The sequence below is a fragment of the Methylovulum miyakonense HT12 genome, from assembly GCF_000384075.1.
Classification (GTDB): domain Bacteria; phylum Pseudomonadota; class Gammaproteobacteria; order Methylococcales; family Methylomonadaceae; genus Methylovulum; species Methylovulum miyakonense.
In genome coordinates this window covers 1345151-1356800 of record NZ_KB913025.1, presented here as the reverse complement: position 1 = coordinate 1356800, position 11650 = coordinate 1345151, and the positions used below count along the sequence as shown (strand labels likewise).

The following is an 11650-nucleotide window of genomic DNA, read 5'->3' as shown; positions in this document are numbered from 1 at the left end:
CTCAAATCAGGCAATAACTAAATTTAAGGGGAAGCCCTATTGGCCGCCATTATCCACCCAAGGCTTAGGTAGCTTATGCATATTTTTAGTGCCGATCACAGGCCTGGCCTTGAAATTGGCGGGCTATCTTTACCTGGCGGGACGCCAGGCTTATAAATGGGCGCAAAACACAACGCGATCAAAACGGCAAACCAATGCCCTTCGGCATGGTCTAGGAAGGGGCTATTAAAAACGCTGGTGATCAACAAACAGAGCAATAACCCTTGCGCCAGCCATTTCTCAGGTTTGGCCAATTGTCTGGCACATTGGAACTGGCTCCAAAGAAACCCCACGTAAACCAGCACCCCCAACACGCCCAATTGGACGCCTATCATCAAAAATTCATTGTGGGGGTTGGTCGTCGCAAACTCCTTGTCACCAACAAGATGCTGGTATTCTTTCGTAAAGCTGCCGGTACCATAACCCAACAACGGTTTTCCGGACATCAGGATGAGGGAGTTTTTCCAAAAACCATAGCGCAAGCCCATAGAAGAATCGACCTGTTCAGGAACCGGTTTTAAATAGGCTTGGGTATTTTCAATGCCTTCTTTCAGGCGACTGGTTTTATCAGAGAAGTTAACGAACAACGCCAATAGCGAGGCGATCACCACAATTGCCAATAGACGGCCTTTGCCACTAAACCTTTGCCAGGCAAACAATAGCGCCAGTCCAATGATAACCAATTGCCCTGTACGCCCTTGGACGACAAAAAACAAATTATAAAGGCAAAACGCCATGGCAATTAGATACAACGGACGGTAACGCTGCTCCTGGAAAGCCTTATGGGCGCAGAAAAAAGCAAAAAAAGCGATAAAAATACTATGGGTAATGCGGCTTTTAAAGCACGGGTCACCAAGTTTATTCAGTTCAAGAACCCCCGCATCCATCAAGGACGAACCCAACAAAGTGGCAATGGATGCAATAATAAAGGCATTCCATAACCAATAACGGAAACGTTCCGTGCTTACAAAGCCCATTAACACGGGGATAAAAAACAACTCCCTGTATTTATTGACCATGGCCAGCCCCTCTTGAAGGGTCGCGCTGTTATACGTCAAACCCACAATAAAAGAACCAAACAGCAACAATGCCCATAAAGCCACGGGGCAGCACCTCAACACACGGGGCAATGCCATGAACCGGCCAGAAAATAGCCACTGTAAGCCAATGAAAACTGATAGAATTGTCGAAAGGCTTGTGGAAAAATAAATTGAAATAACAAACAAGGCAAACAGAAAATACTCGCTTTTAATTACTATACCTGTCTGCATTCAGCTTTAACCTTCAGATACCCAAGTGATGGCAACAATTGTGGTTGATTGTGGAAAAACGGTAAATTTTATAGCCGTAAGGCTCTCTATAAAAACCTAAGCCTTTATTGGAAAACTGCTTCCCGGCCAAGTTGGCGCTATATAATAATTCAATTCAATGACAATTGGCTTTTTTCAACGGCAAGTTAACCCACTTATTTAAATCGCATATTGCCCATGGCTGAAACAAGAAACAGAAGGCCGCCAGGTTTAGGTTGCAATGGCGGCCCCCGAAACCCATATCATCATGAAGGGCCATATGGTGCCGACCGAGGCTATCATGTTACCGGGGGCGTCACTTATGTCCAAGCTAACCCGCTCATAAACGCCCTTCCGTTTGAAGGCAATTATTTTGATAGTGCCCGCGCATCCGATTTTATCGGACAGACGCCCCGGCAATTGCTGCTACTGGATACGGGCAAAACTAGATTACCTTCTGTAGAGTTAACGGATGATGAAATTTGGCGGGGGGTTAAGCCTAATGGGACTTTTTATGCGGTAAGGACAAATTATCCTGCTACGTCGGCATTTCAAGTCCCGGCACATGCCAATCCCATCACCCAAGGGACACATGGATATTTTTGTGGCGACGCCCCCTTTGCCGCCAGGTACGGGTTTAAAGGAACATTTGAAAAGCCACACGTTGGAGCTGTTGCCCTTAAAACCACGCCCACCGCAGAAAAATCAACCGCCAAATCCCCCTGTAATTTAGAAGGACGGATGATTAATCCCCACCGTTTGGGCTATCTCCTTTGGGGACTAAAAGCTGAAAAGCCATTCTGGCTATCCACTAATAGCATTGCACTATGAACGCGATTTTAAATACCCCTTTAGTGTCGATAGTTATCGCAACTTATAATGGCGAACGTTTCTTAAACGAGCAACTTGACAGTGTCATCCAACAAACCTACAAAAATATTGAAATCATCGCTGTTGATGATTGCTCTACAGACAACACACTGTCAATACTTAACGATTATGCCGCCCGGCATGCCAATTTTACCGTTGTTAGGAACGGGCAAAACCTAGGCTACCAGAAGAACTTTGAAAAAGGTTTCTTGCTGGCGGCAGGTGATTATATTGCCCCTTGCGACCAGGACGATATTTGGTTGCCTAGCAAAATCGAAACCTTAATGGCAAGCATCGGTGACCATGCGATAGCTTATTGCAATTCTGCTTTTATAAACAGCTCGGGGGGGATTATCGGCAAAAGTATGAGCGACACCAAGACGCTTGCCGATTTCAACACGCCGATCATGTATACGGTGGGCGCGTCAGCACCGAGCCATGCCATGCTCATAAAAAAACAAGTTGCGCTCGAGGCGATGCCTTTCCCTACACTCATGTCCCACGACAATTGGTTGGGTTTTGTCGCCACTTTCAATAGTTCGCTCAAATTTGTCAATGAAGTATTGGTGCTGTACCGGCGGCATGAAAACAATGTCTATGGGGCGTTCCTTAAAAAAGACGCCAAAAAAAACAGGTTAAAAGCGACATCCCAACAACAGCTACAAAAGGCAAGGCAACGGATACAATTGTTCCATGACAAATGCCCAGACCATCTGATTGAGGAAAAGCAGTTTTTTAAAGACCTATGTAAAAGTTATCTCAATTATTCGCTTGCAAATAACCTGGCCCGCACCCGCCTTTTTTTTAAATACCGCAAAGAAATCCTGATGCATAAAAAGCGTAACGAGCTAAGGCGCTGGCTATACTGCTTAAAAGTTTTTTTTAAAATAATTTAAGCACCCTATCCGCCAATATTTTCAGCCGCATTGAACGGCAATTATGGACACCACTACAAATAACCCTTTAGTATCAGTCGTTTTGACAACCTATAACGGAGGACGTTTTTTACAAGACCAACTGGACAGCATATTACGGCAAACTTACAAAAATATTGAAATCATTGCCCTTGATGACGGATCCGCTGACAATACGGTAGCCTTACTCAACCAGTATGCCGCCAAACATAGCAATTTCACGGTGGTCATAAATGGGCAAAACTTAGGCCATGTCAAAAACTTTGAAAAAGGTTTTTTATTGGCCAACGGTGACTATATTGCACCCTGTGACCAAGATGATATCTGGCTGCCGACTAAAATCGAAGTTTTGGTCAAGCATATAGGCGACCACGCCATCGCGTATTGTGATTCTGAGCTTATAGATGGCGGGGGGCGATTGCTCGGAAAAAAAATGAGCGACATTAAAACCCTGACAGACTTTGATAGCCCCCTTATGTATATCGAAGTGGGCATATCAGCACTAGGGCATGCCATCCTCATGACAAAAAAACTGGCTCTGGCAGCGGTGCCCTTCCCCGTCATTTTTTCACATGACAATTGGCTAGGGTTTGTTGCCACACTTGATAGTTCGGTAAAATTTGTTGATGAAGTGCTGGTGCAGTATCGCCTTCATGACGCTAATTTAACCAACGCACTCGATAAGAAAACTAGAAAAAAACTGGCCGGAAAGAAAAGGACGAAACAAGAACACATAGCGAATGCCCGACAACGCTTGAAAACCCTGTATGATAAATGCCCCGGCCATTTGCCTGAAAAACAAGTCATTGACCAACTATACAAAAGCCATGAAAATTACTCATTAAGCAATAACTTTTTAAGAATGCGCCTATTTTTCCAACACCGTAATAAAATTTTGCTGCATAAAAAGTATCGTCATACTGAATTAAAACGGCGGCTCCACTGCGTTAAAGTTTTTTTTAAAATGATCTGATACTTTATGAAAGCACCCACTAATATCCTCATCAGCCGTACTGACAGCTTAGGTGACGTCGTCCTGACACTCCCTGTAGCCGCCGTCATAAAGCAACATTTTCCCGAGATGACGGTCGGCTTTATTGGCACCGCTTACACCAAAGCCATTATCGAATCTTGCCCGTATATTGACGTTTTTGTTGATAAAGAAGAATTCTTGAACCAGCCAGTCACTTTGGCTGGAGAACCGCCACAGTGCCTGTTACACATCCTGCCTAGGGCCGAAATCGCCAAACGGGCCAAAGAATTACAGATCCCTTTACGCATTGGCACGACTAACCGCTGGTTCCATTGGCTGACCTGCAACAAGCTGGTCAAACTAAGCCGGAACCGCTCGCATTTGCATGAGGCGCAATTAAACCTAAAGCTGCTGAAGCCATTTGGAATAGACCACGATTTTTCATTGCCGGAAATCGCAGAATTGACAGATATGAGCAACCTGTCTGTTTTGCCGCCACAATTCGCCACCTTATTGCAGGCCGACAAGTTCAAAATCATCCTGCACCCTAAATCGCGTGGCAGTGCCAGGGAGTGGGATCTGAACCATTATGTAAGCTTGATTAAGCTGCTGGACACCGAAAAGTTTCAAATTTTTATATCGGGCACGGCTAATGAAAAAGCCGGTTTACAACCTTTGCTGGAGGCCGTGGGTGAACGGGTCACCGACATCAGCGGCTTAATGACGCTCCCTGAGTTCATCCCTTTTATTGCCGCCTGTGACGGGCTGGTCGCCTGCAGCACCGGGCCTTTACATATCGCCGCCGCACTACAGAAACACGCCTTGGGCATTTACCAGCCTATGCGGCCCATCCATCCCGGACGCTGGCAACCGATAGGGGAACATGTGAAAGTTTTTGTGCTCAACAAAACCTGCAATGATTGCCGGGTGGACAAAACCTCCTGCCCTTGCACACAGGCGATCCAGCCTATTGAAATAAAAGCTTACTTGGACACGCTATATGATGATATTTTCGTCCATTAAAAACAGCTACCGGCAAAGCTCTCTGACCCAGTGCAATTTTCAGTGAAAACAGCCATTTCTTTTCAACGAATCTTAATTGCAAAAACTTCGCATCTTGGTGATTTGATAATCAGCCTGCCTATGGCGGGTATGATCAAGCAGCGCTACCCTGATAGTAAGGTTTTATTTTTAACCCATCCCAAAGCGGCCGATGCTGCCAAACGCTGCCTGGATGTCGATGAAGTTTATTCGATGCCGGAGAACTCCGGGCAATTAGCCGCGCTTTTAAAAAGCCTAAATATTGACGTTTTCATCCAGGCAAACACCTCAAAACAGCTCGGTTTGGCTGCGAAATCAGCAGGAATCCCCATCCGCATCGGGTCGATATACCGTCACTATAACTGGTGGCTTTGCACCCACAATGTCGCCATTTCGCGGGCGGATAAAGGCTTAAACAAACGCCTGCTCGATCTGGAATATTTAAAACCACTGGGCATCGGCGTTTGCAACGGACAGGCTTTAGTAAATATCGTCCGCTTTTCCCAAAAAGACCCGACCGGGCTCGCAGAAAAAATAGGGCTCGATTTTTCAAGGCACCGCATTATCCTGCACCCTTCTTTGATAACGTCCCAAGCCCACCAATGGCCTTTGGCCGCTTATGCCGAACTCGTCAGTTCATTTGACCGCGACCGGTTCCAGTGGATCGTTACTGGCACCTTAGCTGAAAAAGCCTATCTCCAACCCCTACTAAACCTTGTTGATTCAACGGGGGATGTCCTTGATGCGGTTGGACAGTTGACGCTGGATGAATTGATAACCTTTATGCCCGCATGCGATGGCTTGGTTGCGGGCAGCACTGGCCCGCTACACTTGGCGGCGGCATTGGGCTTGCATACGCTAGGGTTGTACCAATCTAAACCAACGGTTAATAAAAGATGGGCGCCTATTGGGCGTTCTGCAACCACGCTATACAGCTCGACTGATTGCCGTGGGGACAAAAGCCTTACTCCATGCCCCTGCATCCTGGCCATCAGCCCCCAACATGTCAAGGCACAGATTATCAGTTGGTTCGACGAAAGCGCCGAAGGCGGGGATTTATGAACCTTTCCGGCTTACAACAGGGATGGCTAGCGCTACGCACTTTACAATCTAGCCAACGCACACTGCCAATCACAGGGTTTTTCTGGGGATGCTGCTGGAAACCGCGTAATTAGCAGTTTATTGATACCTCACACCTCGGCCGAACTCAACCACAAATCATGCTTGTTGCACATGCTCAAGGCGTACAAGGTGCCGCTATAGGCATCCAAGGTGAATGTAGACACAGGAGTTTTATCTTCCAGAGGGTTAAACATTTTTTCGGCGATGAACTGATGGTTTTTGTCCAACAGCACATGCTTGACGATGTAATGCTCGTAGCCTTTCATCTCATGCGGGGTGACGACCTTGACGGTAATCTTGCCATCGGCCTTACTGGCTTCGATATGAGGCAAATGTGTTGCGGCCTTACCGCTCCACCGCCCTAAAGAATCCTTAGTGTAGTAGATGTCCGCAGTGGCGGCGGGGTGTTTTTCACTTTCGGCTTGCGCAATTGCAGGCACAACTAGACTGGTGGCCAAACCTGCTGCGCTTAATTGGATAAAATCACGACGTTTCATACCTTTTCCTTATTTTTGATGATGGGATTGTTAATTTTCGATGCAAGTCAATCGCTGCCCGCACCCTGATAAACATTTTTCCGGATTTTTTGGGATTTCAGATAATCACGCACCGTGCCTACTAGCCTCATGGCCTGCGGCGCACCACCCATGGCAACGGCATCAACTAAACAGTACCAAGCCGCAACCCCGCTAGGCGGGTTGCCTTGTGGCAAATGTAAGACAGGGTCAATTGCGGCCCATTTCCAAGTCCCAACCGCCGTGCCGATCAATTCCAGCCAAGTGGTGATAAAAAATGCCGCCAGATAGACCATCGGCGAACGGCCTTTGAAAAGGTAAGCCAAAAATACCACAAACAGCAACGCGCCAACATAGTCACCTTGCGCCGGTATGCCGCTGATGCCCCATAATGACCAAAGCCCACAGGCGACGACCACAAAAGCGGCGATTTGCCTGGCATGGTTAAGGAACAAACCGGAACGCGCCAAAGCGACGGCGGTCAGATAAACCATGCCGTGGCCTGGCGGCACATAGGCCGGCACGTTGCCAAAACGGTAGGTGTACCCCCCCATGAAAGGCGACGCAAAGTGCTCCCCGATGGTGGCGAACATGACAGCGATAAGGACTTGTACACGGACATCTTTAGTTTCGCCTAACAACAGCCCAATCAAAAATACCCAACCACAAACACCCAAGGCATTTTGTTTTGCCATATCGGCATTCGCATCACTGACCAGGCAAACGGCGACGCAAAAAAAAGTAAAGGCCGCAATGAAATAATCCCTTTTTTTATGTAGATAAACTTTATTCACTTCAGGAAAATGCCGTACCACAATCACCTCTGTTCTGTTAATTGAATGCCCATGCAATGGCCGCATATCTGCCCAGTTTTCCGAGCATGATCAGCAGGCACGCGGGCCAAAACGCCAGCCTTAACCAGCCGCCAGCAAAGCACAGCGCGTCGCCAATCACGGGAAGCCAGGAAAACAATAGCATCCATACACCTGTTTTTTTGACGATAGCCAACGCTTTTTGTTTGTTTGTTGGCAAAAGCGTGGCGGCGGGAAATTTTTTGGCCGCCAACGCGCCCAAACCCCAAGTTGTCATCGCCCCCAAGGTGTTACCGATTGTTGCGACGACAAGCAATTGCCCTATCGGATACTGGCCTTGATTGGCCAAATAGGCCAGAACCACTTCCGAACCACCAGGGGCAACGGTAGATGAAACAAAAGCGCTGACAAACAGCCCTGACAATCCCGTTAGGCTCCCCAGCATTTATTCCCCCACAGGCTATGCCGCCATTTACCCAAAAAAAACCCCGTGTTTTTTATGCACGGGGATTCTTCGACGATTTTATTTAACTTTTAGGCAAGATTTTGTTTTTATTGTTTAGCGCCAATTTTAATAAAGATGAAACCAACTTAACAACACGGTCAACCACCATGCTTATGCCTTCAAAAATTGTGGCGATAATTTCCGATGCTGTCATGCCCTTGAACTTACGCGCCAAGTAGGGCGCAAGCAACAAACCTAAGGCCAATCCAATAACGGTCGTACCGGTAATAAAGCCTTCTGGTTCTTGGGGGGCGGGCTTGCTGGCTGGCTTAACCGCTTCTGCAACTACAGGCGCCTCAAACGCTTTTTTGGCCTCGGCTTTCTCTTCTGCAGCGGCGGTGGCGAGCAACTCCGGCAAGCCGACATTGTAGTCATCGGCGACTACATTTGCTGTGATGCCTGGGATGCTCGGCAAGTCCCCGTCCCCTTTACCCACTTTAAGCTGGGCTTTCATGCCTTTTTCCATGTGCTGGGCAATATCGCAATGCACCAGATACGTTTTGTCGCCAGGGGGCAAAATCAGCGTGCCGGAGATCTTGGCGGGGCCAGAAATTTCCAGATGGAACATACCTTTAGGATAAAGATACTTAGGCAGGCCATGCATCATCCATTGATGGCGTATCTTATCTTCATTAACAAAATGCACGGTCAATTTTGTGCAAGGCTTAAAGTTAAATTCCTGGGTGTCAAAAGCGAACATCCGTCCAGGAAATTTTTCAGCATACTTATGACCGGCATGAACAGTGATTTCCTTAGTTTCGGAGATGCCATCGCAACCACCAGGCAACACATCCGCATTTTGTCCCATGACCATGCCACCAGCCATATCCATCAAATGACCATCACCATGGTTCATAAGCATGCCGTCATGCTCCTGATAATCTACAGCCGCCACGGATGCAGAAAAAAGAACCATAAGCAGGCCCGCCGAAAAGAATTTCACCATTCATTGTCTCCTTCTTATATTGAAAACCAACCCGATAAAAATCGCTTCAGCTGATATTTATCGGGCTGATAGCCCATACGCCGCTTAAACTTGGGCAAGCCGCTGCTATTTTTTAACTTTAACAATAATTTCGTCGATTTTACTTTTGAAGCCCGCATGTGATAGGTACAACACATATAAGCCAGCAAGGGCGAAAAACACATACAACAGGATGTTATTTTTGCTCACAGCGACGCCACCACCGGCTTTAAAGCTCATGTGCGCATCAAGCCTTTCACCTTGATCAGGAACCAGTGTAATATGGATCAAATATTTACCGGCTTCGGGCACACCGTTAGGCAAATCAAGATTGACTGTGCCGGCTTTATGTTTTGCCGCTGGCAGGAAGAACACGCGGGTGCCTTCTGGCTCTTTGGTCACTTCAAATTCGACCGTCATGTTCCTATAACGCATGTCCTGATAGTCGAACACTAATTGGGTGCGGGTGTTAGTTCCAGGAAGGCTGCCGCAAAACTCTTCGGCTGAATAGGCCACCGGTTGGTAAGCGGTGTAATGGATCCAATGCGAAGGCTCCAATTCAAATTTACATTGGTCAGTATCCGTACCCGCAGCCCCGCCATGCGCCCATAATGTAGCTGAAAAAAACAACCCTAACAGTACCAAACAACCTTTTTTAAAAATATGTGCAGTTTTCATAATGCCTTCCCGTCTTGATAAATAGTAATTATTATATAAACATTTATTGCTCTTTAACGCATGAGCCAACCAGAAATAACCTTACATTTGTTGTATTATTACCTGATCAACTATGAACTCTAGCATATCAAGCCCCGCAAATAAAGGCTTCGATAACAGCAAGCTTACCATTAAATATCCTATAAGCAAATCGCTATGCCGCCACAGTTGTGTTGCTATACTTTCTGCCTTTTCGTAGACTTAAGCCATTCTCATTTAAACGGAGCCTCCAGCACATGTCATCATTGACTACTTCAAAAGCTTGGTCTGCATTGCAAGACCATTATCAACGGATTCACAATTTTGCCCTACGCGATGCTTTTGAACAGGATCCCCAACGCCATAACAAATTCTCACTGACTTTCAACGACATCCTTTTTGATTACTCAAAAAACCGCATTAATGATGAGACCCTGCCGCTGCTGATTGATTTGGCAAAACATGTCGGGCTGGAAGCCAAAATCAACGCCATGTTCTCAGGCGAAGCCATCAACACCACTGAACGCCGCGCCGTCTTGCATACGGCTTTACGCAACCGTAGCAATAAACCTGTTTATGTTGACGGCAAAGACGTGATGCCGGATGTCAACCGGGTGTTGGCAAAAATGCGCGTATTTTGTGATGCCGTGCGCTCTGGCGGCTGGAAAGGCTACACTGGCAAAACCATCACCGACGTGGTCAATATTGGCATAGGCGGCTCCGGCCTTGGCCCAAAAATGGTCTCGATGACCTTGACCCCGTACAGCTCAAGCGCCTTAAAAGTCCATTATGTTTCTAATATAGACCAGACCGATATTGTCGAAAAACTGAAGCCGCTCGACCCTGAAACCACTTTGTTCATTATCGCTTCAAAAATATTTAACACCCAAGAAACGATGATGAACGCCAAATCCGCAAAAAACTGGTTTCTGGCAAAAGCACAAGACCCTAACGCCGTCGCCAAACATTTCGTGGCCATTTCCACCCACGCCGAAAACGTTGCCGCATTTGGCATAGATACCGAAAATATGTTCGAGTTTTGGGACTGGGTGGGCGGACGTTTCTCGCTGTGGTCAGCCGTGGGATTATCCATTGCCTTATATATCGGCATGGATAATTTTGAGGCTTTGCTCGTAGGCGCGCATGAGGTTGACCAACACTTCCGCACCACACCTTTTGAACAAAACATTCCGGTTATCATGGCCTTGCTGGGAGTTTGGTATAACAATTTTTTCGATGCCGATTCCCACGCCTTACTGCCCTATGACCAGTCCATGCGTTATTTCGCCGATTATTTCCAACAAGGCGACATGGAAAGCAACGGCAAAAGCATCACCATGGATGGCGAAAAAGTGGATTACAGCACCGGCCCGATTATCTGGGGACAGCCAGGCACAAACGGCCAACATGCGTTTTTCCAACTTATCCACCAAGGCACCAAATTGATCCCTTGTGATTTTTTGGTCGCCGCCAACAGCCATTATAACTTGCCGGAGCACCACGACATTCTGGTGTCCAATTTCCTCGCCCAACCGGAAGCCTTGATGAAAGGAAGGACTATCGAAGAAGTCAAACGGGAGTTGACGCCTGCCGAATGCGAAGACCACGTCTTGGTTGCATCAAAAGTCTTTGCAGGCAACAAACCCTCCAATTCATTTTTATGCAAAAAAATGACCCCCAAAACATTGGGCTCGTTACTGGCGTTTTACGAACATAAAATTTTTGTCCAGGGTATCATCTGGAACATCAATTCCTTTGACCAAATGGGCGTGGAATTAGGCAAAGTTTTGGCCAAAGCCATTTTGCCGGAACTGCAAAATGACGAAGTCATCAGCAGCCATGATAGCTCTACCAATGCTTTGATTAACGCATATAAACGTTTGAAATCTTCGTAATTGACCCGGAAACTG

12 protein-coding genes are annotated in these 11650 nt (G+C 46.9%); 6 read left to right on the top strand and 6 right to left on the bottom strand.

Annotation, left to right across the window (positions count from 1 at the left end):
* Positions 1 to 95: 95 nt before the first annotated feature.
* Positions 96 to 1142, bottom strand: a complete 1047-nt coding sequence (locus METMI_RS0107040) for an O-antigen ligase family protein (RefSeq protein ID WP_232215190.1) — start codon at positions 1140 to 1142, stop codon at positions 96 to 98.
* Between the two features lie 378 nt (positions 1143 to 1520).
* Here METMI_RS0107040 and METMI_RS27765 point away from each other — a divergent pair, with 378 nt between their 5' ends.
* The 5 genes from METMI_RS27765 (at position 1521) to METMI_RS0107015 (ending at position 6188) form a co-directional block, all read left to right on the top strand.
* Positions 1521 to 2159: a hypothetical protein gene (locus METMI_RS27765; protein ID WP_232215189.1), complete on the top strand. Its 639-nt coding sequence runs from the start codon at positions 1521 to 1523 to the stop codon at positions 2157 to 2159.
* The gene (locus tag METMI_RS23340; RefSeq protein WP_019865569.1) at positions 2156 to 3094 is read left to right on the top strand and encodes a glycosyltransferase family 2 protein; all 939 of its coding nucleotides are present in this window, start codon (positions 2156 to 2158) and stop codon (positions 3092 to 3094) included. The genes METMI_RS27765 and METMI_RS23340 overlap by 4 nt, the downstream gene beginning before the upstream one ends.
* A gap of 43 nt (positions 3095 to 3137) precedes the next feature.
* Positions 3138 to 4085 carry a glycosyltransferase family 2 protein gene (locus tag METMI_RS23335; protein WP_019865568.1) on the top strand — a complete coding sequence of 316 codons (948 nt, stop codon included), beginning with the start codon at positions 3138 to 3140 and terminating at the stop codon, positions 4083 to 4085.
* Between the two features lie 6 nt (positions 4086 to 4091).
* Positions 4092 to 5108 (top strand): glycosyltransferase family 9 protein, encoded by a 1017-nt coding sequence (locus tag METMI_RS0107020; RefSeq protein ID WP_019865567.1) that lies wholly within the window; start codon positions 4092 to 4094, stop codon positions 5106 to 5108.
* 129 nt (positions 5109 to 5237) lie between these two features.
* Positions 5238 to 6188, top strand: coding sequence for a glycosyltransferase family 9 protein (locus METMI_RS0107015; RefSeq protein ID WP_232215188.1), 951 nt, complete (start codon positions 5238 to 5240; stop codon positions 6186 to 6188).
* Between the two features lie 128 nt (positions 6189 to 6316).
* Here the strand turns inward: METMI_RS0107015 and METMI_RS0107010 are convergent, their stop codons facing one another.
* From METMI_RS0107010 to METMI_RS0106990, 5 genes are all read right to left on the bottom strand, one after another.
* Positions 6317 to 6745: a desulfoferrodoxin family protein gene (locus tag METMI_RS0107010; protein ID WP_019865565.1), complete on the bottom strand. Its 429-nt coding sequence runs from the start codon at positions 6743 to 6745 to the stop codon at positions 6317 to 6319.
* 47 nt (positions 6746 to 6792) lie between these two features.
* Positions 6793 to 7578 (bottom strand): hypothetical protein, encoded by a 786-nt coding sequence (locus METMI_RS0107005; RefSeq protein ID WP_040572950.1) that lies wholly within the window; start codon positions 7576 to 7578, stop codon positions 6793 to 6795.
* 16 nt (positions 7579 to 7594) lie between these two features.
* On the bottom strand, positions 7595 to 8020 hold the full coding sequence (locus METMI_RS0107000; protein WP_019865563.1) for a YqaA family protein: 426 nt from the start codon (positions 8018 to 8020) through the stop codon (positions 7595 to 7597).
* Between the two features lie 82 nt (positions 8021 to 8102).
* Positions 8103 to 9026 carry a cupredoxin domain-containing protein gene (locus METMI_RS0106995; RefSeq protein WP_019865562.1) on the bottom strand — a complete coding sequence of 308 codons (924 nt, stop codon included), beginning with the start codon at positions 9024 to 9026 and terminating at the stop codon, positions 8103 to 8105.
* Positions 9027 to 9131: 105 nt separating this feature from the next.
* Complete coding sequence (locus METMI_RS0106990; RefSeq protein WP_019865561.1) at positions 9132 to 9722, bottom strand: hypothetical protein; 591 nt, start codon at positions 9720 to 9722, stop codon at positions 9132 to 9134.
* 275 nt (positions 9723 to 9997) lie between these two features.
* Here METMI_RS0106990 and pgi point away from each other — a divergent pair, with 275 nt between their 5' ends.
* On the top strand, positions 9998 to 11635 hold the full coding sequence (gene pgi, locus METMI_RS0106980; protein ID WP_019865559.1) for a glucose-6-phosphate isomerase: 1638 nt from the start codon (positions 9998 to 10000) through the stop codon (positions 11633 to 11635).
* Positions 11636 to 11650: the final 15 nt, after the last annotated feature.